A 24888-nucleotide genomic window follows, 5' to 3' on the forward strand; every position below is an offset into this window, starting at 1 on the left:
GCTCACCTGGAGGCAGTCGTGCACGGACCGCGAAGACGGCACCGTCGCAGAACCCCGGCCGGAGCGCTGGCTCTCGGGCTGCTGGCCTCGCTCGCCGCCACCGCCCCGGCCGAGGCGGACAACTCGGCCATCGGCTACCCGGTGTACTCCGGATCCGCCGAGCCCGTGCCGGAGTTGCCCGCGGGCTTCTCCGTCCACCGCACCCTGCGCGCCCAGTACGAGGCCGACCGGGATGCCGGGAACGGCACCGACTTCTGGATGGACCGGATGCTGGCCCGCAAGGGCGAGGACCCGGCCGGCGACTGGCTGTTCACGCGGGGCCGGGCGGTGTTCATGAAGGAGCACGACCCGTCCCGGCTCGGGTTCGGCGGCAGGGTCGCCTACTGGGAGAGCATCGACAACCGTTCCGCGTACACCATCACCTTGTCCCTGGACGGCGAGAACCTCACCCTGCGCGAGGACACCGGCGCCAGGACACAGACCCCCAGCTACTGGCGCAGCGAGTTCACCCACGAGGCCGGCGGGCTGAAGGTGACACAGACCAAGTTCATCACCGACGCGAACGTCGCCGTGACGAACCTGACCCTCACCAACACCGGTTCCACCCGCCGCGAGGTCACGCTGCGCGCCTCGTCCCCGTACACCACGGCCCCCGAAGGCCGTGAACTCACGGGCGCGGTGGCCGCGAAGAACAACCTCACCACGGTCTTCCCACGGCTCAGCGGCGACGGCATGGCCCCCACACAGGACGGTGAGGCCCTGACAGGATCTCTCGCTCTGCGCGCCGGCGGCAGCGTCACCACCAAGGTCCAACTCGGGTTCGTCACCGAGGAGATCGCCCGCTCCAGGCCGGAGTACGACTCGTTGCGCATCACGACGCCGGCCGCCGCCTTCCGCGACCACGTGCAGACGTACAACCGCTGGTGGGCCGAGAACCTGCCGTACCTCGACGTCCCGGACGACAACATCGAGAAGACGCTGTACTACCGCTGGTGGCTGCTGCGTTACAACTACCTCGACGCCGACATCCCGGGCAACGACTACCAGTTCCCCACGTCCATGGAGGGCGCGCTCGGCTACAACAACGCCATCGCCCTGACCGTGGGCATGTTCGTCGACGACCTCAAGTACCTGCGCGACCCGAGCTATGCGTACGGATCCTGGGTGTCGGCCGGAGAGGTGTCGAAGAACAGCAAGTACACCGACAACCCCGGCGATCCGGAGAACTGGTCCAACAGCTACACCCAGTACATCTCCGAGGCGGCCTGGCGCTCCTACCAGGTGCACGGCGGGCCCGACGGCGTCGTGCGCAACCTGGCGCGGTACGCGGAGAAGGACGTCAAGGGACAGCTGGAGAACTACGACCACGACGGCAACGGGCTGATCGAGTACGACTGGGGCGCCATGACCGGCAACGACGCCGACGCGGTGTCGTTCGACTGGAAGCCGGGCAACCTGGACCGCGCCGAGTCGGCCTACGTCTTCAGCAACGCCACGGCGGCAGCCCGCGCCTACGACCTGCTCGGCGAGGGAGCGAAGGCCGACGAGATGCGCGGCATCGCGAAACGAGTGAAGGACGCGGTCCTGAAGTACCTGTGGGACCCGAAGGACAAGCTGGTCAAGCACCGGCACGTGGCCAGCGACACCCTGGTGCCCTGGAAGGAGATCAACAACTACTACCCGTACAGCGTGGGACTGATGCCCACGCCGGACGAGGACCCGCAGTACCTCGAAGCGCTACGGCTGTGGGCGGACGCCGAGCAGTACCCCGTCTTCCCGTTCTTCACGGCCAACCAGGCCGACAAGGCGGAGGCGGCGGAGCAGGGACACCCGGGGAGCAACAACTTCTCGGTCATCAACTCCACCGTCACCTTCCGCTTCCTCTCCTCGGTGCTGCGGAAGTACCCGAGCAAGTACATCGACCGCACCTGGTACAAGAAGCTGCTGTCCTGGAACGCCTGGGCCCACTACGTCGACGGCGACAACCGGTGGCCCGACCAGAACGAGTTCTGGGCCGACGGCAGCGCCGACCCGCAGAAGATCGGCTACCGGTCCTGGATCCACCACACCATCCTCGGCACCACCAACTGGACGGTGATCGAGGACGCGATGGGCTTCCGGCCGCGCGACGACCGGAAGATCGAGCTCTGGCCGATCGACGTCGACTGGCCCCACTTCGCCGTCACCGACATCAACTACCGCGGCACCGACGTGGCCGTGCTGTGGGACGAACCGGGCGACGGGAAACGGCCGTACGGTCGTCAGGTCCCCGAGGGCTACTCCGTCTACCTCGACGGGAAACTCGCCTTCACCACCGACCGCCTCACCCACCTCGTCTACGACCCCGCCACCCGCGAGGTGACGTTCCCCGACGGCGGAGGCGGCAAGGTGCGCGTCACCGGCCTGCGTGCCGCTGTGCCGGAGCCAAGGGACGTCGAGTACGGCCGGAAGGACCGCGTCACCGACCTGTTCGCCAAGGCCGGCCGCGACCTGACCGGCGCTGCGGAGGAGAACCTCGCCGACGGTGCCACGGCCCGTGCCTCGTACGAGGCCCAGGAGCGGGGCGTGTCCGGGGCCGTCGACGGCTTCACCATCAACGAGCCGTACTGGGGCGCCCGCGGCTCGGGCAACACCGAGGACTGGTACGAGCTCGACTTCGGGCGAAAACGCGCGGTGGACGACGTCCGGCTCTACTTCTACAGCGACAAACGGCCTGGCGGATACGCCGAACCCGCCCTCTACACCGTGCAGTACCAGGACGGTGACGGCCAGTGGAAGGACGTGGCCCGCCCCGCCAAGTCACCCGTCAACCCGAGAGCCAACCTCAACCAGGTGAGCTTCGAGAAGGTGACGGCACAGAAGCTGCGGGTGCTCATGCGCCACCGGGACGGCCACACGAGCGGTCTGAAGGAGATCCAGGCGTTCGCCACCGGCGTCCGGCCCCCGGCCGTCCGGAACCACGCCCCGTACGTCGAGGCGTGGCGAGACACCACGTACAGCCGTCCCGGCCAGGTCCGGCTGACAGGGATCGTCGAGGACGACGGGCTCCCGGAGCGGAAGCTCTCCGCCTCGTGGAAGGCGACGGACGGACCCGAGGGCGGCACCGTCATCTTCGACGACCCGCGCGCCCCGACGACCGTCGCACGGTTCACCAAGGCGGGCACCTACACCCTCGAACTCACCGCCACCGACGGCGCGTCGCAGTCGTCGAAGAAGGTCGTGGTCAAGGCGGAGGGGCTCGCGGACGGGCAGGTGAACGTGGCACCCTTCGCCACAACCACCGCGTCCTACACCTCCGGCTGGGAGTCCCTCGCAGCGATCAACGACGGCCGCGAACCCGCCTCGTCCTCCGACGCCCCGCGCTGGGGGAGCTGGCCCCAGAAGGGCACCCAGTGGGTCCAGTACACCTGGGACGACCCGGTCCGCGTGGACGGCTCCGACATGTACTTCTTCCGCGATGCGCAACCGGGCGCCGACGACGGTGTCGGCGTGCCGGAGGCCTGGGTCATCGAGTACCGCGACGGCGACACCTGGCGCGAGGTCGCCTCACCCAGCGGCTACGGAACCGCCGAGGACCGCTACAACAGGACCACCTTCGCCCCCGTCACGACGACGGCCCTGCGCGCCCGGCTGACCGGTCACCCGAACCTGGCCCTCGGCGTGCAGGAGTGGAAGGTGTACGCCGAGACGCCGGAGTCCGTGCGCGAGGTCCATGTCCCCACCCCACGCGGCACGATCCCCGAGCTGCCCGGACAGGTGACGCTGGTCTACGCGGACGGCTCCACGGCGCGCTCGCCCGTCGCCTGGCCCGCCCTCACCGAGGAACAGGTCGCGGAGGGCGGCACGAGCGTACCGATCACCGGGCTCACCGACCGGGCCGCGCAGCCCGTGACCGCGACCGTGTGGGTGCGGCAGACCGACACGGTGGAGATCACGAGCATCGCCGAGGAGCACGTCACCACCCTGACCGGCACGGCGCCCACGCTCCCGGCCACCGTGGTCGCCACCTACAACGACGGCTCCAAGGACAGCCGGACCGCCGTCACCTGGGACCCGGTGAAGCCGGAACAGTACGCCGAGCCGGGCACCTTCGAGGTGAAGGGGATCGTGGCGGGAACCACCTATCGCGCCACGGCCACCGTCACCGTGACCGGGCCGTCATGACCGCCCGTCACCGACCCACCGCGCCCATGCCCACCGCGCCCATGCCCACCGCGCCCATGCCCACCGAGGACCGACGATCGGAGTCCGAGAGCATGTCCCAGCCACCGACCCGCCGCCGTCTGCTGAGTCTCGCCGCCGGGGCCGCGGCCGCCGCCCCGCTCGTACAGACCACTTCGGCCGCGCACGCGGCAGCCGGCCAGACCTTCTCCGGAACGCCCGGCCAGGCCCTGTCCGGCGTGCCCGCGCAGACCACCGCGGCCCCGCTGCCCGTCCCGTCCGCCTGGTCGGTGCGCCCCTTCCCGCTGGACCAGGTCACCCTGGGGAACGGCGTCTTCCGGGCCAAGCGTGACCTGATGCTCGACTACGCCAGGTCCTACCCGGCCGACCGCATGCTGGCCGTCTTCCGCGCCAACGCCGGACTCGACACCCGGGGCGCCCGGCCGCCCGGCGGCTGGGAGACCGCGGACGGCAATCTGCGCGGCCACTTCGGCGGCCACTTCCTCACTCTCGTCGCCCAGGCGTACGCCGACACCCGTGAGGCCGCCCTCAAGTCCAAGCTGGACTACCTGGTCGGCGCGCTCGGCGAGTGCCAGAAGGCACATGCCGAGAACGGCTCGCCGAAGCCCAGCCACCCCGGCTACCTGGCGGCGTACCCGGAGACGCAGTTCATCCTGCTGGAGAGCTACACGACCTACCCGACGATCTGGGCGCCCTACTACACCTGCCACAAGATCATGCGCGGACTCCTCGACGCGCACACCCTGGCGGGGAACGAGCAGGCGCTGACCATCGCCTCGGCGATGGGCGACTGGGTGCACAGCCGCCTCGGCCGGCTGCCGAAGGCTCAACTGGACCGGATGTGGTCGATCTACATCGCCGGTGAGTACGGCGGCATGAACGAGGTGATGACGGACCTGTACGCCCTCACCGGCCGCGAGGAGCACCTGGCGGCCGCCCGCTGCTTCGACAACACGGCGCTGCTGGACGCATGCGCCGAGGACCGGGACATCCTCGACGGCCGGCACGCCAACCAGCACATCCCGCAGTTCACCGGCTATCTGCGGCTGTTCGACCACACCGAGGAGGAGGAGTACGCCGCCGCGGCCCGCAACTTCTGGGGCATGGTCGCGGGACCCCGCATGTACAGCCTGGGCGGCACGGGCCAGGGCGAGATGTTCCGCGCCCGGGGCGCCATAGCGGCGACCCTGGACGACAAGAACGCCGAGACCTGCGCGACGTACAACATGCTCAAGCTCACCCGGCAGCTGTTCTTCCACGAGCCGGACCCCGCCTACATGGACTACTACGAGCGGGGCCTGACCAACCACATCCTCGCCTCCCGCCGGGACGCCCCCAGCACCACCAGCCCCGAGGTCACCTACTTCGTCGGCATGGGCCCCGGAGTCGTGCGCGAGTACGACAACACGGGCACCTGCTGCGGCGGCACCGGCATGGAGAACCACACCAAGTACCAGGACTCGGTGTACTTCCGCTCGGCCGACGGCAGCGCACTGTACGTCAACCTCTACCTCGCCTCGACGCTGCGGTGGCCGGAACGGGGCTTCGTCGTCGAGCAGACCAGCGACTATCCGGCCGAGGGCGTGCGCACCCTGACGTTCCGTGAGGGCGGCGGCAGGCTGGATCTGAAACTCCGGGTTCCGTCCTGGGCCACGGGGGGCTTCACCGTCACGGTCAACGGAGTCAGGCAACGGGCCGCGGCCGAGCCCGGCAGCTACCTCACCCTGAGCAGAACCTGGCGGCGTGGCGACCAGGTCCGTGTCTTGGCCCCGTACCGCCTGCGCATCGAAAGGGCGTTGGACGACCCCACCGTCCAGTCGGTGTTCCACGGCCCTGTACTGCTGGTCGCCCAGAGCCCGCAAAGGGATTTCCGCACCTTCTCCTTCTACAAGGACTTCACGCTCCGGGGCGACCTGGCCACCGCGATCCGGCCCGAGGGCCGGCCGATGCACTTCACCACGCACGGTCTGACCCTCGCGCCGTTCTTCGTCGCGGACGACACCCGCTATCACGCCTACTTCCGGCGCTCCGAACCCGTCGTCGTGTTCGGCACGGCCGACTCGGGCGTCCCCAACCGGGCCCGCGGCGACGGCCTGACCTTCCTCGACGTGCTCTGGCAGCAGGCGCCCTTCACGAACTCCGGCCCCTTCGTGCAGGCCGTACGTACCCTCGCGGACCAGTGGCTGTCCGAGGCGTTCTTCACGCGCGCCGAGCGGGACCGTGTCGTCGCGGCCGCGCTGGAGGCGGACCTGAGGCGCTGAGACAGGGGAGTCCGGCAGCCTCCGCCGGAGTCGGTGGGGCTGCCGGGCGTACCGGGGCTCCCAGAAAACCGTGGTGGACGCCTTGACGGTGAATCGTTTCACTGCTTCCGTGGAGAGGCTGTTCATGGGAGCGCTCCCACATCCGGTGAGAAAGGATCCCCATGCAGACCTCCCCCCACCAGGCCGGACCTCGCACACCCGGACGCGGACCACTGGCCGTCCTCACCGCAGTTCTGACGACCGTTCTCATCGCCGGTGTCCTGTCCCTGGCCGGCGTGACCCAGGTGCACGCCGCTCCGGGAGACGGCTCGGTGTCCGACCCCAACATCGGCTACGTCGGGCGCTGGGACACCAGCTCGGGCACCACGGCCGTGGCCAACTGGACCGGCGCGTACGTGCAGACGTCGTTCACCGGCACCACGGTCAAGGTGAGGACCAGAGACGCGGTCAACCTCTACGTCAGCATCGACGGCGGGCCCGACGTCTTCCACGCGGGTGTGCGCGGCACGGTGAACCTCACCCCACAGCCGTTACCGACGGGCACCCACACCCTGCGGATCACCTACCGCTCCGGCGACACCGTCTTCCAGGGGCTGGTGCTGGACTCCGGGGCCCGCACGGTCGCTCCGAACACCCAGCCCGGGCTGATCGAGTTCGTCGGCGACTCCATCACCGCCGGCGCCCTCACCGACCGGCTGGCGCTCGACTCGTACGCCTGGAAGACCGGCGAGCGGCTGGGGATGCGGCACACGCAGATCGCCCGCGCCGGCTACTGCCTCGTCGGCCAGTCCGGATGCACCGGTCTGAGCAGCCAGTTCTTCAAGACGGCCAGCACGGGTGGCACGGACTGGGACTTCTCTCGCTACCGGGCGAACGCGGTCGTCATCAACCTCGGCACCAACGACATCGGGCACGGGGTGTCCGGGGCGGCGTTCCAGTCGGCGTACGCCACGTTCCTGCGCGACATCCGCGCCAGGTACCCGGACGCGGTCCTCTTCGCCGTGCAGACCCTCAAGAAGCGGTACGTCACCGAGACCAGGGCCGCCGTCAACGCCCGCAACACCGCCGGAGACAGCAAGGTGCGCTACGTCGACACGACGGGCTGGCTCACCGACGGCACCGACTACGAGGACGGCGACGGACACCCCAATGAGGCGGGCCACACCAAGTTCGCGGACCGCCTGGCCCCCGTCGTCAGCGCCGCGTTGAGCGGCGGCACGACCCGTTCCGTGAAGGCGGCGGCGCCCGGCCAGCCCGGCGACCCGAACATCAAGTTCGTCGGACGCTGGGACACCGCCGGCTCCACCACCGCCTACACCCCCTACTGGGCGGGCGCGTACTACCGCGTCGGCTTCACCGGCAGGACCGTCCAGCTCAAGCAGCGGGGCACGATCGACTTCTGGGCGCGGATCGACGACGGGCCCGTGACGTTCTACGACGACGTCAAGGGAACCGTGAACCTGACTCCGGCCGCGCTGCCGGCCGGCCACCACACCCTCCAGGTCAACTATCAGGTGGTCGCGGGCTCCTACCGCGGTGACGCCGTCTTCCAGGGGCTCGTCCTCGACAGCGGCGCCACGACCTATCCGCCGCCCGCTCCCGAGAAGCTGATCGAGTTCGTCGGCGACTCGATCACCGTGGGCACGACGACCTCGCAGAACGCCCGTACCGCCTACGGCTGGCTGATCGGGGAACGCCTCGGTGCCGAGCACACACAGATCGCCCAGGGCGGCGCCTGCCTCGTCGCCGCGGCGGACGGATGCGTGGGCCTGGAGCGGCAGTTCACCAAACTCAACCCGAACGCCCCGACACCGGACTGGGACTTCTCCCGCTACCGGGCGAACGCGGTCGTCATCAACCTCGGCACCAACGACGTCGGGCACGGGGTGAGTTCGGCGCAGTTCCAGGAGGCGTACAGCAGTCTGCTGCGCAAGGTCCGCGCGGCCCATCCGCAGGCCTGGATCTTCGCGTTGGAGACCTTCCGCGGGCGGTTCGTTCCGCAGACCGAAGCAGCCGTCAGGGCGGCCGTCGACGGCGGCGACTCCCGGGTCTCCTTTGTCGACACGACGGGCTGGCTCGGCTCGGGCGACCTCACGGACTCGGTCCACCCCAACGACCAGGGGCACCGCGTCATCGCGGACCGCCTCGCGCCGGTCATCGCGGCCAGGATCGGCGCCTGACGCGGTCGGGGGCGTGGCCGCGATCAGCGCCGTCGGGCCAGGCCCCCGGACACCGGCGCGCTGCCGAGGCCGCTGTCGCCGTCCTGGTGGCGCAGTACCCACTCGTCGAGGTCGAGTGCCGCTTCCAGGGGCTCCCGGGCCATGTAGGCCCGCCACCAGCTCACCTCGCCGAGGGGGCCGGGGGAGCCGGGTGGCCCGGTCGGCCCGGTGGCCTCGGCGGGGGAGAGCAGTCCCCTCCGGAAACGGTCCTCGGCCGTCGTGAAGCGTGCCCGCGCGATGTGCGCGGACACGCCCAGGACATCACCGATGAGTTCCCAGTTCGCACCACCCAGCCGCTCGAACACGGCGGCGGCCTCGAAGAACCGCTGGGCGGCACCGAGCACTCGCGCGGCATCCGCCAGGACCGAGCCCGGGGACCGCACGGTGCCGTCGGGATGCAGCTCGTGCTCGCCGATCGGCACGGAGGCGCGGGCGAGTTCGGCCAGCTCGCAGGCCTCGTAGGCCGCCACCAGCCGCGCTCGCGCCGCGTCCGTGTACGGTGCGGCGGCTGTTCCCGGGTCACCTTCGGTCATGTCAGCCGGCGCGCAGGAAATAGAGGACGGTCATGGTCACGGCGGTGGTCAGGATGACGCCCCGCAGCAGCCGTGCGGGAAGGCGGCGTGCGAGATGGGCCCCGGCGAATCCGCCGACCACCGCACCGGCCAGCATGCCGACGAGGAGAACCGGAGCGCTCAGCGCCTCCGAAGCGACGAGGAACAGTGCGGTCGCGCTGAGATAGACGGCCGCGACCTGGGTGACCCGCATCGGATTGCCGGCCGCGGCGTCGAGACCGAGGCCGACGCTCCACAGCGCCAGCATCAGGATGCCTACGGCACCGCCGAAGTATCCGCCGTACAGGGCGAGAAAGAACTGGCCGATCAGGACGGCCCGCGAACTCATGCCGACCGGGCGGCCCATCGCGGTGCTCACCGCACGGGAGAGGTACCGCCCGAAGGCGAGGACCACCGTGGCGAACGCGAGGAGCCATGGCACCGCGGCATCGAACGCCGCCGCCGGCAGTGCCAGCAGCAGGCCGGCGCCGAGTCCGCCCCCTATGAGACTGACCGTGGTCAGAGCCGTCGTGGACGTCGACCCGACCGGGGCGAGCTCACGCCGGTAGACCCAGGCGCTGGCCACCGACCCGGGGACGAGGGCGATACTCGATGCCGCGTTCGCCGTCACCGGCGGCAGGCCGACCGCGACGAGAGCGGGCAGCGCCACGAACGTACCGCCACCACCGACGGCGTTCAGCGCTCCGGCGGCGGTACCGGCCAGCAGGACGAGCAAGGTCTCGGACACTCGACGAGCATCACTCAGTGACCCGCTGTCGCACAATGTGTAATCGGCATACCCAGCCTAAGGCTGCGCCATAGGCTGAGCGGTGTGCGCTATGACCTGGATGATCTCCGGCTCTTCCTCGACATCGTCGCGGAGGGGTCGATCACGGCCGGTGCTCGCCGGATGCACCTCAGCCTGCCCTCGGCGAGTGCCAGGGTGCGTGCGCTGGAGCACCAGGCCGGTGTGGCTCTCCTGATCCGCGGCCGGCGGGGCGTGCGGCCCACTCCGGCGGGGACGACTCTGGCGCGGCACGCCCGCGAAGTCCTCGACCGGACGGCACGGCTGGAGAGCGCCGTCGCGAGCTACACCCGGTCACCGACCGCTCCGCTGACCCTGTTGAGCGGCGGCTCAGCGATGCACCGACTCGTCCCGCGGGCCCTGGTGTCGTTCCTGCGGGCGCACCCGGACGTCGACGTCACGGTGTCCGAGAGCCGTACCCCCGAGACCGTGCGGATGCTCACCGACGGCGAGGCGGACCTGGGGGTCGTCCTCGACGACGAGGCCCGCGACTGCGGCCTGCGCATGGAACCCCTCGGCGACGACTCCCTCGTGGTGATCGGCCAGGCCGACGGGATCCTCGCCGGCCGGACCGCCCTGACCTACAGCGAGGTGGCCGAACACCCACTCGTCGGGCTCGACCCCGGCTCCTCGTTGCGCCGCTGGATCGAGAAGCACGTCGGCCCGCACGCCCCGGCCGTGCGGTACCGCACCACGGTCGCCGACCTCGGTGTCCTCGTCGCTCTCGCGGCCGCCGGCGTCGGGCTCGCCCTCGTACCGCGCCGCGCCGTCGACCCCGGCCGGCTGCTCGACGTGTGCGAACTGGCCGACCCCTGGGCGCGCCGCCACCATCTGCTCGCCTGGGGCGTCAAGGACCGGACCTCGTCGACGGCCACCGCGGCGCTCGCCGAACACCTGCGGCGGGCGGCACTGTCGGAGCCGGCCGGCCCCGCCGGACACGGGGACTCCGGGAAGACCGATCCGGCACACCAGGAAAAATGGGAGTAAACCAGGTTGTATGGGCCCACGGGAATCTTTCGGGGGTCATGCACCACCAGGGCCTCCAGAAGTAAGGACTACGAGGAGGGAGAGCCCTGATGACGCGTTCGGTCGGTATCGACCTCGGCACCACGAATTCGGTGGTCTCGGTCCTCGAAGGCGGCGAACCCACCGTCGTCACCAACACGGAGGGGGCCAGGACCACGCCGTCCGTCGTGGCCTTCGCCAAGAACGGTGAGGTGCTCGTCGGGGAGGTCGCCAAACGGCAGGCCGTGACGAACGTGGAGCGCACCGCGCGCTCCGTCAAACGGCACATGGGGGACAAGGCCTGGCGGTTCCCGGACAGCGGGAGCATCGACGGCAGGCAGTACACCGCGCAGGAGATCTCCGCCCGTGTGCTGCAGAAGCTGAAGCGGGACGCGGAGGCCTACCTCGGAGAGGACGTCACGGACGCCGTGATCACCGTACCGGCGTACTTCGACGACACCCAGCGGCAGGCGACCAAGGAGGCCGGTGAGATCGCGGGCCTGAACGTCCTGCGGATCATCAACGAGCCGACGGCCGCCGCTCTCGCCTACGGCCTGGACAAGGAGAACGACCAGACGGTCCTGGTCTTCGACCTCGGCGGCGGCACCTTCGACGTGTCGCTGCTTGAGATGGGTGAGGGCGTCATCGAGGTGAAGGCCACCAACGGCGACACCCGCCTCGGCGGCGACGACTGGGACCAGCGGATCGTCGACCACCTGGTCAAGCAGTTCAAGAACGCGTACGGCGTCGACCTGTCCAAGGACAAGATGGCTGTGCAGCGGCTGCGCGAGGCCGCCGAAAGGGCCAAGATCGAGCTGTCCAGCTCGTCGGAGACGAACATCAACCTGCCCTACGTCACGGCCTCGGCGGAGGGCCCGCTGCACCTGGACGAGAAGCTGACCCGCGCCCAGTTCCAGCAGCTGACCGCCGATCTGCTGGAGCGCTGCACGGGTCCCTTCCATCGGGCCGTCAAGGACGCCGGGATCAAGCTGTCCGACGTCAACCACGTGATCCTGGTGGGCGGTTCGACCCGTATGCCCGCCGTCACGGACCTGGTGAGGGAGCTGACGGGCAAGGAGCCGCACAAGGGCGTCAACCCGGACGAGGTCGTGGCCGTGGGCGCCTCGCTCCAGGCCGGTGTGCTCAAGGGCGAGGTCAAGGACGTTCTGCTCCTCGACGTGACGCCGCTGTCCCTCGGTATCGAGACCAAGGGCGGCATCATGACCAGGCTCATCGAGCGGAACACGACGATCCCGACCAAGCGGTCCGAGATCTTCACCACCGCCGAGGACAACCAGCCCTCCGTGCAGATCCAGGTCTACCAGGGCGAGCGCGAGATCGCGGCGTACAACAAGAGGCTCGGGATGTTCGAGCTGACGGGTCTGCCGCCGGCGCCGCGTGGTGTGCCGCAGATCGAGGTCGCCTTCGACATCGACGCCAACGGCATCATGCACGTCACCGCCCGGGACCTGGGCACCGGCAGGGAACAGAGGATGACCGTCACCGGCGGCTCGGCCCTCCCGAAGAACGACATCGACCGCATGGTCCACGAGGCCGAGCAGCACGCCGAGGAGGACCGTCGTCGGCGTGAGGCCGCCGAGACCCGAAACCGGGCCGAACAGCTCGTCTACCAGACCGAAAAGATCATTAAGGACAACCCGGAGAAGATCCCGGCCGACGCCAGGAGTGAGACCGAGGCCGCGCTCGCCGAGCTGAAGGACAAGCTCAGGAGCAGCAAGGACGGAGCCGAGGACACCGCCGGCATCCAGCAGGCCATGGACAGGGCGGCCGCCGCCGCGCAGAAGATCGGCACCGCGCTGTACGAGCAGTCGCGGGCCGAGGGCGCGACGAGCGCCGGCGCTTCCGAAGCCGCCAGTGCTTCGGGCGGTCCGGGTACCTCCGGTCCGGAGGACGAGGTGGTGGACGCCGAGATCGTCGACGACGACAAGACCGACCAGGGCCACAAGCCGGAGGCGGGCTGACGATGGATTCCGTCCGGCCGCCGAGCACGGAGGCGCAGCGCCTGTCGCAGGAGTTGCGGGAGCGGACCGCGGACCTGCAGCGGGTGAAGGCCGACTACGACAACTACCGCAAGCGGGTCAGGCGCGACCGTATGGCCGTGCGCGAGATCGCGGTGGTCAACGTCCTGGGCGCCTTCCTGCCCGTGCTGGACGCCGTGCACCGCGCGTGCGACCACGAACCGATGACACCGGGGCTCAAGGAGATCGCCGCGACGCTGGAGAGCCAGGCAGGCTCACTGGGGCTGCGCGCGTTCGGGCAGGAGGGCGATCCCTTCGATCCGACGTGCCACGACGCCCTGGCCCATCACGTCTCCCCGCACACGGACCGCCTGACCTGCACGACGATCCTCCGCCCCGGCTACCGGCTCGGCGCCCGGCTCCTCCGCCCGGCCCATGTGGAGGTCACCGGGCCACCCCTGCCCGGCGCGGGCCGGGAGGCCCGGTGCCGCCTGACCGAGATCAGCTGCGACGACACGCTGTCACTCGAACCGTGAGACGTCCCCCGCACCCCGGCGGACGATCTCGGCCTCTCCGCCGGAGAAGTCGATCACCGTCGTCGGTTCCGTGCCGCAGTCGCCGGAGTCGACCACCGCGTCGACCACGTGGTCGAGGCGCTCCTTGATCTCCCAGCCCTGGGTCAGCGGCTCCTCCTCGTCGGGCAGGAGCAGCGTGCTGGAGACGAGCGGTTCGCCGAGTTCCGCGAGCAGCGCCCGGACCACGGCATGGTCCGGGATGCGCACGCCGACGGTCCGTTTCTTCGGGTGCATCAGCTTGCGCGGGACCTCCCTCGTGGCGGGGAGGATGAAGGTGTAACTCCCGGGCGTGGACGCCTTGACGGCGCGGAACACGTCGTTGTCGACGTGCACGAACTGGCCCAGCTGCGCGAAGTTCTCGCAGACGAGGGTGAAGTGGTGGCGGTCGTCGAGATTCCGGATCGAGCGGATCCGCTCGATGCCGTCACGACTGCCCAGCTGGCACCCCAGGGCGTAACAGGAGTCCGTCGGGTACGCGATGAGGGCACCCTGGCGGACGCTGTCGGCCACCTGACTGATGGCGCGGGGCTGCGGGTTGTCGGGGTGCACGTCGAAGTACTTGGCCATCCGCCGAGCTTATGCCCCGTAGGGGGCGCGCCCCCAAAAAAGGGGCGCGGGGAACTGCGCGCCCAGCCACACACGACCCGCGGCTTCAAGACGGCCCGCAGTCCCCCACCGGACTCCTGGCGGAGCCCTACGCGGAGCCCTACGCGCCGCTCTCCCTGAGCATGTCCTCGCGCTCCACGATCTTCACGCGCTCACGGCCCTGGGGCTCGCCCAGCGCCTTCTCGGCGGCGTCGAGGCGGTGCCAGCCCTCCCAGGTGGTGAAGCGGACGTTCCGCTCGGTGAGGAACGCGTCCACGGACTCCGGGGCGGGCGACGTGGGCTCGTGCAGGCGGCCGCCGGCGAAGTCGTCGAGCAGATTCGCGACCGTCTCGTTGGCATCGCCCTTGGTGTGGCCGATGAGGCCCACGGGACCGCGCCGGACCCAGCCGGTGACGTACGTCGACTGCAGGTGCGCACCGGTCTCCTCGATCACCCGGCCGCCCTCGTCCGGGACGGTGCCCGAGTCGACGTCCCAGGGCAGCTTGGGGAGCTTGTCGGACAGGTAGCCCACGGCGCGGTAGACGGCGGTGACGTCCCAGTCCTTGAACGTGCCGGTGCCCTTGACGTTGCCGGTGCCGTCGAGTTCGGTGCGCTCGGTGCGCAGGCCGACGACCCTGCCGTCCTCGCCGAGGATCTCGGCCGGCGACTCGAAGAAGTGCAGGAACAGCTTGTGCGGCCGGTCGCCGACATCGCGGATGGCCCAGTTCTCCAGGGTCTTGGCGACCATGTCGGCCTGCTTGTTGCCGCGTCGGGTGGCGATGGAGCCGTCGTCGTAGTCGATGTCCTCGGGGTCGACGATGACCTCGATGGTGGGGGAGTGGTCCAGCTCGCGCAGCTCCATCGGGCTGAACTTCGCCTGCGCCGGGCCGCGTCGGCCGAACACGTGGATCTCCAGGGCCTTGTTGGCCTTCAGACCGTCGTACACGTTCGGCGGGATCTCGGTCGGCAGCAGTTCGTCGGCCGTCTTGGCCAGGATGCGCGCCACGTCGAGCGCGACGTTGCCCACGCCGAGGACGGCGACCTTCTCCGCCTGGAGCGGCCAGGTCCGCGGCACGTCCGGGTGGCCGTCGTACCAGGACACGAAGTCCGCCGCGCCGTAGGAGCCGTCGAGCTGGATGCCGGGTATGTCGAGCGTCCGGTCGGCCATCGCGCCGGTGGAGAAGATCACCGCGTCGTAGAAGGCACGCAGGTCGTCCAGGTTGATGTCGCGCGGGTAGTCGACGTTGCCGAAGAGACGGATCTGTGGCTTGTCGAGCACCTGGTGCAGGGCCGTGATGATGCCCTTGATGCGGGGGTGGTCGGGGGCGACGCCGTAGCGGATCAGGCCGAACGGCGCGGGCATCCGCTCGAAGAGGTCGATGGACACACCGGGGTCGGCGGCCACGTCGGACTTCAGCAGCGCGTCGGCGGCGTAGATTCCGGCAGGTCCGGCTCCGACAATGGCTACCCGCAGGGGGCGGGGCATGATCAGGTTCCCTTCGAGCGATGACAGGCGACTCGACGGAAACCTTAAACTAAGGCAAGCCTTACTTGGTACGCGGGTCCGGTTGATGGCCCCATAAAGCGATCTTATGACGTGACGTGGGTCCCGGTCACGGCGAGTCGCGCTCCGCGGACCCGGCCCCGGACCCGGACTCGCGGCCGGAGCCGGACGGCCCGTCGTCCTCGGTGCCCGAGGCGGCCGTGTCGTCAGCAGCCGTGTCCTGAGCGGCGGCGTCGGTGTTCGCCGGGCGCTGCAGCTTCGCCCCGCCTCCCACGCGCTCCAGCGGTTTCGTCAGCGCGCGCAGGGAGAAGCGCGCGGGCTTGCGGGGCTCCTCTCCCCGCGCCGGCGGGACCGCCGGCGCGGGGGAACCCTCCCGGAAGGCGGCCAGCGCCTCATGGGCGCGTTCGGCGGCCTCGCGGTACAGATCGCGCGACTTGGTCATGGCCTGCAGGGCCTCGGAGTACTGGGCCACCAGGGCCCGTGCCTCGTCGACGGTGAACAGGTGCCATTCGTCCCGCAGTTCGGCCACGGCCTGCTCGGCCCAGGGGGCCAGCGGCCTGGGCAGAGAGGCGTAGCGCACCACGGTCTCGATGAGGTCCTTGGGCTGCGAACCGTCCAGGAAGACACTGCGTACCGTGAAGTCGTGGTCCTCGTAGCCGGGCCGGGCGGGTGTCCCGGGCAGCACGACGGCGCCCCCGCGCGGCACCCGCACCCCCAGGTCGTAGAGCGCCCAGTTGACGATGCGGTACTGGTCCGGAGTGGCCCGGTGCTCCACGATGCGGTGACGCAGGCTGGCGGGCATCAGCGGTGCCAGGGGGCGCCGGCCGAGCTGGTCGGGTGTCATGGCCTCGTGGACGACGATGTGGATGCTCTCGGTGTGGCGACCGCAGTCCTTGAGCAGGCGCTTGAGCTCCTTGTCCTCGGCGGGCAGCGGATTGGACTCACGCAGGCGGAGCCCCGGAACCATGTCGTGGTCCCACGAGGCGTCCTCGGGCCAGAACATGGTGGTGGGCGACGGCCAGTCGAGATTCCAGGGCCGGTCCGCCTCCGCGACCAGCGTCCACTCCCGCGAGTCGACCATGCCGCTCGGCGGGCCGATGGTCAGACGCGCCCGCACCACGATGTCGCCGGCGACCCGCCAACGAGCCTCGAAGGCGCGCCGTTCCACGTCGTCGCGCCGGGCGTCGTACTCCAGGTGGTCGTCGATCTCCCCGTCGTCCTTGAGTCCCGTCAGCCGTTGCCGGACGGATTCCTCGGCGCCGGAGCCGACGTGGCGTCCGCTGGACAGCCAGACGGTGTCGGGAGCCGTGGCAGGGGCGGTGCGGGACTTGGCCATGGATCACTCTGCGCAGGTGCGGGGTCGGCGGACACAACCCAGTATGGTCCGCGCACGTCAGGCACGGGAAATTCACACACCGGAGAGTAGGTCCCCCTGGAACCCTCCTGTCACGGACTGTTCGGCCCAGATGACCTTGCCCTCGGCGGTGTACCGGGTGCCCCAGCGCTCGGTGAGCTGGGCGATCAGGAACAGGCCACGGCCCCCCTCGTCCGTGGCGGCGGCGTAGCGCAGGTGGGGTGAGGTGCTGCTGGTGTCGGAGACCTCACAGACCAGGGTGCGGTCGTAGAGCATGCGCACCCGGATGGGACCGCTGCCGTACCGGATGGCGTTGGTGACCAGTTCACTGAGGATCAGCTCCGTCGTGAACTCCAGCTCCTGAAGCCCCCATTCCGCCAGCTGCCGGGACACCGAGGCACGCACCTGGCCGACGGCCGCCGCCTCGGAGGGCACCTCCCAGCCGGCGACGCGGCCGGGGTCGAGCGCCTGGGTGCGGGCGACGATCAGGGCGATGTCGTCGCTCGCCCGGCCCGGTGGCAGGGCGTCCAGGACCGCCTGACAGGTGCTGTCCGGAGGGGCCGCGGGGTCTGCCTGGCCCAACGCGGTACGCAGCAGGTCGAGGCCGGAGCCGATGTCCCGTTCCCGGTCCTCGACGAGTCCGTCCGTGTACAGCACCAGGCGGCTGCCCTCCGGCAGTTCCAGGTCGGCCGTCTCGAACGGGAGACCGCCCACCCCGAGTGGCGGACCGGCCGGCACCTCGGGGAACTCGACGCTGCCGTCCGGGCGGACCACTGCCGGCGGCGGATGGCCGGCCCGGGCCAGGGTGCAGTGCCGCGAGACCGGGTCGTAGATCGCGTACAGGCAGGTGGCGCCGGTGACCGCGGCACCACTGCCCTCCTCCGCCTCGTCCTGGTCGATACGGCTCACCAGTTCGTCGAGGTGACCCAGGAGTTCGTCGGGCGGCAGGTCCAGCGCGGAGAAGTTGTGGACCGCCGTCCGCAGCCGTCCCATCGTGGCCGCCGCGTGCAGTCCGTGGCCGACGACGTCACCCACGACGACCGCCACCCGAGTGCCGGACAGCGGCAGCACGTCGAACCAGTCGCCGCCCACCCCCGCCTGCGCGGGCAGATACCGGTAGGCGATGTCGAGGGCGCTCTGCTCGGGCAGACTGCGCGGGAGCAGGCTGCGCTGCAGGGTGACCGCCATGGCGTGCTCGCGTGCGTAGCGCCGTGCGTTGTCGATCGAGACCGCGGCCCGGGCGACGAGTTCCTCGGCGAGGGCCACCTCCTCCGGGTCGAAGGGCTCAGGCTTCTCGGAGCGCCAGAAGTTGACCACGCCCATCACCAGGGCGCCCGCCCGCAGCGGGACGGTGATCAGCGAGTGGATGCCGTAGCCCACGACCTGCGCGGAACGCTCCAGGTCCTGCTCCATCCAGCCCGGCGCCCGGCTGAGGTCGGGCTCCAGGTGGGCCTGACCGGTGCTGAGGCTGCGCGCCTGCGGGGAGGAGGGGACGAAGACGATCTCCTCGCCCACCGGGTACAAGGGAGCGTCCTTGCGTATCCCGACGGACGCCGTACGACGCAGCGTGGTACCCGCCTCGGGCTCCTCGCCGGCCAGCACGGCCTGGGAAAGGTCCACGGTGACGAAGTCCGCGAACCGGGGGACGGCCACCTCGGACAGTTCCTCGGCGGTACGGGTCACGTCCAGGGTCGTACCGAGGCCCACTCCGGCGTCGTAGAGCAGCTTGAGGCGCTCCCGTGCCACCTCGGCACGGCCGGACAGCGCGCGCAGCTCGGTCGAGTCGCGGAGTGTGGCGACGCTGCCCGACGGGGCGCCCTGGAGGTCCGTGGGGCGCTGGTTGATCGCCAGCAGCCGGTCGTCCACCAGGTGCACCTCGTCCGTGGCGACGCGCCCCGAGGCCAGCAGCTCGGCGGTGTCCGTGTCGAGGCCGAGGGCATGGACGTGCCGTCCCTCGGCGTCGGCGGGCAGATCGAGCAGGCGGTGCGCCTCGTCGTTGGCGAGAAGCAGCCGCCCTTCGCCGTCGAGGATGATCACGCCCTCCCGGACGGCGTGCAGCACCGCGTCGTGGTGCTCGTACATCCGGGTCATCTCGGACGGTCCCAGGCCATGGGTCTGGCGCAGCAGTCGCCCGCTGACAAGTGCGGTGCCCGCCGTGGCGAGGAGGAGTGCCGCGGCCCCCGAACCCAGCAGGAGCGGCAGCTGCTGCTCCGCGGCACCGCCCACGTTCTCGGTCGTGATGCCGGCCGACACGAGGCCCACGACCGAACCGTTGGGCGCCTCGACCGGTACTACGGCCTGGACCAGCTGCCCGATGGTGCCCCGGATCTCCTCGGTGACGGCGCGACCCCGCAGCGCGGGTCCGATGTTCCCGACGAACTTCTTGCCGATACGGTCCGGCCTGGGGTGGGTGTAGCGGATCCCGTCGGTGTTCATCACCACGATGAAGTCCACCTTCGACCGCTCGCGGGCGGCCTCAGCCCGTGGTTGGAGCACGGTGGTGGGATCGGGCCCGGCCAGCGCCTCGCGGGTGCCCGGAGCGTTGGCGAACGTCTCCGCGACCGCGAGCGAACGGTCGCGGGCCTCCTCGGTGCCGTCGTGCCGCACCTGCAGCACCAGAGCCACCACGGCCGACACGATCAGCAGCAGCACGATCACGACCTGGAGCAGGAACACCTGGCCGGCGACACTGCGCCCGCCCAGCGCCGACCGCAGCCCCGCGACCGGGCCCCACCCGCGCCGGCCGTACTGCCGCCGCTGATCGACCGGTTCGCGTGGGGCGTCCTGTGTCCCCTGCTGCTGGTGCACCCGCCGGGCACTCCCGCTCCGGCGCCCTCCATGCGGACCGCCGGGCCGACGGACCGACTGACCTCGCGCTCGACCCCAAAGTCGGATCATGTGCCCATGTCTACACTGCCCCGGGCCAGGAGGCGAGGGGCGTAACGCATGGTGACAGTCAGTGGTCGCGAACGCGCCCGGACATCACTTCTCGCGGTCGCGGAGCGCGGCCAGGGCGCGGTCGGCGTGGGCGCTCATCCGCAGTTCGCTGCGCACCACCTCCAGGACCGTCCGGTCCTCCGCGATCACGAAGGTGACCCGCTTGGTCGGCGCCAGGGAGAAACCGCGCTTGACCCCGAACCGCTCACGAACCGTCCCGTCGACGTCGGAGAGCAGCGGGAAGCCGAGCGTGTGGCGTCCGGCGAACTCCTGCTGACGGTCGACCGCGTCCCCGCTGATCCCCACCGGCCGCGCACCGGCGGCGGTGAACTCGGCGGCCAGGTCACGGAAGTGGCAGGCCTCGGAGGTGCACCCCGGGCTGAGGGCGGCCGGGTAGAAGAACAGCACCACCGGCCCCTCGTCGAGCAGCTCCGACAGCCGGCGCCCGGCGCCGGTCTCGTCCGGCAGCTCGAAGTCGTCGACCTTGTCGCCGACATCCACACCACGTGTCATGACCGGCCTTCCTGACCCTTGAGCCGCCACACGGCACCCCGGCATCCCGGCACCCTGGATGCACTCGGGCAGGTCCGGAGCGCCCCAACACCCCCACAATAGACGGCCGTTGATCGCTTCATCCGGTCGGGCCCCAGGAGGACGCCGATCGGGGGCTTGTTCCGCTGGACAAGCCCCCGACCAGTACGTCAGCCCGCGTGCCGTGCGCTCAGAAGGTGAGCTTCCAGCTGTCGATGTAGCCGGTGTCCAGGCTGGCCACGTCCTGCACACGCAGCTTCCACACGCCCGCGGCCCTCTTCGACGAGGTGTCGACGCTGTACGTCGCGATCACGTTGTCGGCGGAGTCGCCCGAGGCGGCGTTCTTCAGGCGGTACGCCGTGCCGTCCGGGGCGACCAGGTCGATCACCAGGTCACCGCGCCAGGTGTGGATGATCCGCACGTCCACGCTGAGGGCGCTGGACGAGGCGCCCGACCGGTTCACGTTGATCGGGGACTCGACGGTGTCGTTGTCGGGGATCTGGTAGTCCGAGGTGTTCTCGAAGACCGTGCCGTCGCCTTCCACGTCCACGGTCCAGGCGAAGCTCGCCGTACCCGATTCCCCGGCCTCGTCCGTCACCGTGATCGTCGGCGTGAAGCTGCCGGCCGCGGTCGGCGTGCCCGAGACGCGGCCCGTGGAGGCGTCGATCGACAGTCCGCCGGGCAGGCCCGTGGCCGCGTAGGAGAGAGCGCCGGCGTTGGTCGACGACGCCTGCACGTCGAGGCCGACCTCCTGGCCCACCAGCGAGTACTGACTGCCCGGGGGCACCACCGTCACGCCGTCCAGGATCCGGGAGCCCACGTTGATCGCGGCCCATGCGTTGGCGGTGTTGTTGTACGTCTCCGAGCCCAGCCCGAACAGGTCGGCGGCGGCCTGCAGGGTGGCGGTGCGGGCGCCCGCGTAGTTCGTGGTGGACGTCATGTACGTGGTCAGCGCCCGGAACCAGATCTTCTCGGCGTTGGCCCGGCCTATCGGTGTCACCGGGAGACCGTCGTAGGTGGGGGAGTCGTAGTCGACGCCGTTGACGGTCTTCGCGCCGCTGCCCTCCGAGGCCAGGTAGAACCAGTGGTTGGCCGGACCGGAGGAGTAGTGGACGTCGATCGAACCGAGCGAGGAGGACCAGTTGTCGCGCGAGGCGCCGTCCTTGCTGGGCTTGTCCATGTAACGCAGCGGTGTGCCGTCGCCGTTGATGTCGATCTTCTCGCCCACCAGGTAGTCGCCGGCGTCCTCGGGGTTGTCGGCGGCGAACTCGACGGCCGCGGCGAAGATGTCGGAGGTCGCCTCGTTGAGACCGCCCGACTCGCCGCTGTAGTTGAGGCCGGCGGTGACCGAGGTGAGACCGTGCGTCATCTCGTGCGCGGCCACGTCGATCGAGGTGAGCGGGTTGGCGTTGCCCGAGCCGTCGCCGTAGGTCATGCAGAAGCAGGAGTCCTGCCAGAAGGCGTTGACGTAGTTGTTGCCGTAGTGGACCCGGCTGTACGGTGCCACGCCGTCGCCCCGCAGGCCGTTGCGGCCGTGCACGTTCTTGTAGTAGTCCCAGGTCAGCGCAGCCCCGTAGTGCGCGTCCGCGCCCGCGGTCTCCGGGTCGGCCGTGGTGCCGTCGCCCCACACGTCGTCGGCCCCGCTGAACAGGGTGCCCGTGCCGGAGCTGCCGCGGTTCAGGTTGTACGTGCGGTGGTCGCCGCGTTCCACGTCGGTGAGCGTGTACGTCGACCCCGACTGGCTGGTGCCGAGCGGAACCGTGCCGCTGTAGCGCGTGTTGCCGGTGCCGGTGTGCACGCCCTCGTACTCGTACAGCGTGTCGCCGGTCTGCGCGTCGGTGATGACGTGCAGCTCGCTGGGCGTGCCGTCGTCCTGGAGGCCGCTCACCAGGGTCTCGTACGCCAGTGTCGGAGTGCCCTTCGCGGCCCAGACGACCTTACGGGTGCTGTCCGCCTCGGTTTTGGTGGAGCCCTCGGCCCGCGCCGCCTCGACGGCCTGCCGCTCGACCGCGGCCCGGCTCACCTCGGCACTGAGATCCGCCACCTTCAGCCGGGGCTTGTAGCTCCGGGTCACGCTGTCGACGGCCCCGGACTTCGACGCGTGGACGACGAGGTCGCCACCGAGCACGGGGAGACCGGCGTAGGTGCGCTCGTAGCGGGTGTGGACGGTCCCGTCGGCGTCCTTGACGACGTCGCGTACCTTCAACTCCTCCTCGGCGCCCAGGCCGAGGCGGTCTCCGGTGGCGCCGGCGTCCTTCTCGGCCCGACGGATGAGGGTCTCGCGCTGCCCGGGAGTCAGCTGCGCGGGCAGCGCCCCGGGGTCGGGCTTGGCGGAGGCGACGGTGCGCGACGCGTCGGTGGCGGCGTCGCTCCGGGCACTCGCCGGGGCGCCCGGGATCGCGACCGCCAGGGCGGTCGCCGCCGCGACGAGCGAAGCCGTGGTCACGGATCGGCTGCGGGTGGACCTGAAGACCGATCTGCGGGTCGGTCTGTGGGGGGTCGAACTCACGCGTACTCCTTGTGCTACGGCCGTCGTCGGACGAACGGCCGAACGAAGAGCCCGGCACCCGGATGGGGGCGCGGGTCGTGCAGGGAGAACTGCGATGCGGGTGCAGGACTGCGATGCAGGTGCGCGTGCGCCGCTGGTGAGCGGAGTGGGCACACAGTGCCAGATGTGAAGGTCCTGTGTCAGGGGCACGTCAAGTGATTGGCTGGAAAGTGTTCGTTTTTCGAGGGAACGCTTCCGCTTTCCGGACAACTGCCGAGGCGCTGCCGAGGCTCGTGGGGAACCTGCTCACGCGGGACGGTGCGTACACCTCGCTCCGCGTGACGGGAATCATGAGAGGTCCCCCGCCACGGTCCAAGCGCGGTCCGTCTGCCGGTGGCAAGGTGGTGGGACCGGGCTCCAGCCGGGCGGCGTCCGAGGGCGGGCCGCCCCGTGAGAAGGGAACTCTCGATGATCGAGCCGGACGAGCGCTTCGACGTCGTCGTACTCGGTGCGGGTCCCGGCGGCTACGTGGCCGCCATCCGGGCCGCCCAGCTGGGCAAACGGGTCGCCGTCGTCGAGGAGAAGTACTGGGGCGGCGTCTGCCTGAACGTGGGCTGCATCCCCACCAAAGCCCTGCTGCGCAACGCCGAACTGGCGCACATCGTCACCCGGGAGGCGAAGACTTTCGGCATCAAGGTCGACGGGCAGGTCTCCTTCGACTACGACGAGGCCTTCCGTCGCAGCCGCCGGGTCGCGGACGGCCGGGTCAAGGGTGTCCACTACCTGATGAAGAAGAACAAGATCACGGAGATCGACGGCCGCGGCACGTTCCTCGACCCCCACACCCTCCAGGTGGCCGGCTACGACGGCGACACCCGCACCATCGGCTTCGACCACTGCGTCATCGCCACCGGCGCCACGCCCAAGCTGCTGCCCGGCACCCGCCGTACGTCGCGCGTGGTGACGTACGAGGAGCAGATCCTCGCCGAGGACCTGCCGCAGTCGATCATCATCGCGGGCGCCGGCGCCATCGGCGTCGAGTTCGCGTACATCCTGCACAACTACGGCGTGAAGGTCACCCTCGTGGAGTTCCTGGACCGGGTCGCCCCGCTGGAGGACGTCGACGTCTCCGCCGAACTGGCCCGCCAGTACCGCAAGTTGGGCATCGACGTCCTCGCCTCCACCCGGGTGGACGCCATCGACGAGTCCGGCCGGCAGGTCCGTGTCACCGTCACCGGAAAGGACGGCACTCAGCAGGTCCTGGAGGCCGACAAGGTGCTCCAGGCGATCGGCTTCGCGCCCAACGTCACCGGCTACGGCCTGGAGAACACCGGCGTGACCGTCACCGAGCGCGGTGCGATCGACGTCGACGGCCGCTGCCGCACCTCCGTGCCGCACATCTACGCCATCGGGGACGTCACCTCCAAGCTCATGCTCGCGCACGCCGCCGAGGCGATGGGCGTGGTCGCCGCCGAGACCATCGCGGACGCGGAGACGATGGAGCTCGACTACGTGATGATCGCGCGCGCCACGTTCTGCCAGCCGCAGATCGCCAGCTTCGGCTACACCGAGGCCCAGGCGCGGGAGCGGGGCTTCGACGTCAAGGTGGCCAAGTTCCCGTTCACCGCGAACGGCAAGGCGCACGGCCTGGGTGACACCACCGGCTTCGTCAAGCTGATCAGCGACGCGACGTACGGCGAGATCGTCGGTGCCCACCTCATCGGCCCCGACGTCACCGAACTCCTGCCCGAGCTGACCCTGGCCCAGAAGTGGGACCTCACCGTCCACGAGGTGGCCCGTAACGTGCACGCCCACCCGACCCTGGGCGAGGCGGTCCAGGAGGCGGTGCACGGCCTGGCCGGGCACATGATCAACATGTGAGGCCCTGCGGGCGCTCGGCGGGGGCGGGCGG

The 24888-nt window shown here is 70.3% G+C and carries 15 protein-coding genes; 7 read left to right on the top strand and 8 right to left on the bottom strand.

The window, feature by feature from the left end:
* Positions 1-18 precede the first annotated feature (18 nt).
* The 3 genes from E0500_RS45245 (at position 19) to E0500_RS41225 (ending at position 8623) form a co-directional block, all read left to right on the top strand.
* A complete protein-coding gene (locus E0500_RS45245) occupies positions 19-4164 on the top strand; it encodes an Ig-like domain-containing protein (RefSeq protein WP_131569226.1) in 4146 nt (1381 codons plus the stop codon).
* A 92-nt stretch (positions 4165-4256) separates the two neighbouring features.
* Positions 4257-6443, top strand: a complete 2187-nt coding sequence (locus tag E0500_RS41220; RefSeq protein WP_181587394.1) for a glycoside hydrolase family 127 protein — start codon at positions 4257-4259, stop codon at positions 6441-6443.
* A 161-nt stretch (positions 6444-6604) separates the two neighbouring features.
* Positions 6605-8623, top strand: a complete 2019-nt coding sequence (locus E0500_RS41225) for a GDSL-type esterase/lipase family protein (protein WP_131569224.1) — start codon at positions 6605-6607, stop codon at positions 8621-8623.
* A 23-nt stretch (positions 8624-8646) separates the two neighbouring features.
* Here E0500_RS41225 and E0500_RS41230 read toward each other — a convergent pair whose 3' ends face one another.
* Together E0500_RS41230 and E0500_RS41235 are read right to left on the bottom strand one after the other, a co-directional pair.
* Positions 8647-9195 carry a hypothetical protein gene (locus E0500_RS41230; protein WP_131569222.1) on the bottom strand — a complete coding sequence of 183 codons (549 nt, stop codon included), beginning with the start codon at positions 9193-9195 and terminating at the stop codon, positions 8647-8649.
* Position 9196: 1 nt separating this feature from the next.
* A complete protein-coding gene (locus E0500_RS41235) occupies positions 9197-9961 on the bottom strand; it encodes a sulfite exporter TauE/SafE family protein (protein WP_131569220.1) in 765 nt (254 codons plus the stop codon).
* An 84-nt stretch (positions 9962-10045) separates the two neighbouring features.
* Between E0500_RS41235 and E0500_RS41240 the strand changes: the two genes are divergently transcribed.
* The 3 genes from E0500_RS41240 (at position 10046) to grpE (ending at position 13538) form a co-directional block, all read left to right on the top strand.
* Positions 10046-11005 carry a LysR family transcriptional regulator gene (locus tag E0500_RS41240; protein ID WP_131569218.1) on the top strand — a complete coding sequence of 320 codons (960 nt, stop codon included), beginning with the start codon at positions 10046-10048 and terminating at the stop codon, positions 11003-11005.
* Between the two features lie 89 nt (positions 11006-11094).
* Positions 11095-13005 carry a molecular chaperone DnaK gene (dnaK, locus tag E0500_RS41245; RefSeq protein WP_181587396.1) on the top strand — a complete coding sequence of 637 codons (1911 nt, stop codon included), beginning with the start codon at positions 11095-11097 and terminating at the stop codon, positions 13003-13005.
* A gap of 2 nt (positions 13006-13007) precedes the next feature.
* Complete coding sequence (grpE, locus tag E0500_RS41250; RefSeq protein ID WP_131567648.1) at positions 13008-13538, top strand: nucleotide exchange factor GrpE; 531 nt, start codon at positions 13008-13010, stop codon at positions 13536-13538.
* On the opposite strand, the gene E0500_RS41255 is transcribed toward grpE, so the two are convergent.
* From E0500_RS41255 to E0500_RS41280, 6 genes are all read right to left on the bottom strand, one after another.
* A complete protein-coding gene (locus E0500_RS41255) occupies positions 13524-14144 on the bottom strand; it encodes an L-threonylcarbamoyladenylate synthase (RefSeq protein ID WP_165935114.1) in 621 nt (206 codons plus the stop codon). The genes grpE and E0500_RS41255 overlap by 15 nt on opposite strands.
* 139 nt (positions 14145-14283) lie before the next feature.
* Positions 14284-15648 (bottom strand): FAD-dependent oxidoreductase, encoded by a 1365-nt coding sequence (locus E0500_RS41260; RefSeq protein ID WP_131567651.1) that lies wholly within the window; start codon positions 15646-15648, stop codon positions 14284-14286.
* A gap of 127 nt (positions 15649-15775) precedes the next feature.
* Positions 15776-17002, bottom strand: a complete 1227-nt coding sequence (locus E0500_RS41265; RefSeq protein ID WP_131567653.1) for a hypothetical protein — start codon at positions 17000-17002, stop codon at positions 15776-15778.
* Positions 17003-17074: 72 nt separating this feature from the next.
* Entirely contained in the window at positions 17075-19918 is a 2844-nt protein-coding gene (locus E0500_RS41270) for a SpoIIE family protein phosphatase (RefSeq protein WP_181587398.1), read from the bottom strand.
* A gap of 84 nt (positions 19919-20002) precedes the next feature.
* On the bottom strand, positions 20003-20470 hold the full coding sequence (locus tag E0500_RS41275; RefSeq protein WP_131567655.1) for a peroxiredoxin: 468 nt from the start codon (positions 20468-20470) through the stop codon (positions 20003-20005).
* A gap of 208 nt (positions 20471-20678) precedes the next feature.
* Positions 20679-22997, bottom strand: coding sequence for a M4 family metallopeptidase (locus E0500_RS41280; protein WP_399120913.1), 2319 nt, complete (start codon positions 22995-22997; stop codon positions 20679-20681).
* Between the two features lie 447 nt (positions 22998-23444).
* Here E0500_RS41280 and lpdA point away from each other — a divergent pair, with 447 nt between their 5' ends.
* On the top strand, positions 23445-24857 hold the full coding sequence (lpdA, locus tag E0500_RS41285; protein ID WP_131567659.1) for a dihydrolipoyl dehydrogenase: 1413 nt from the start codon (positions 23445-23447) through the stop codon (positions 24855-24857).
* Positions 24858-24888 lie beyond the last annotated feature (31 nt).

The sequence above is a fragment of the Streptomyces sp. KM273126 genome, assembly GCF_004337435.2.
Lineage (GTDB): Bacteria > Actinomycetota > Actinomycetes > Streptomycetales > Streptomycetaceae > Streptomyces > Streptomyces acidicola.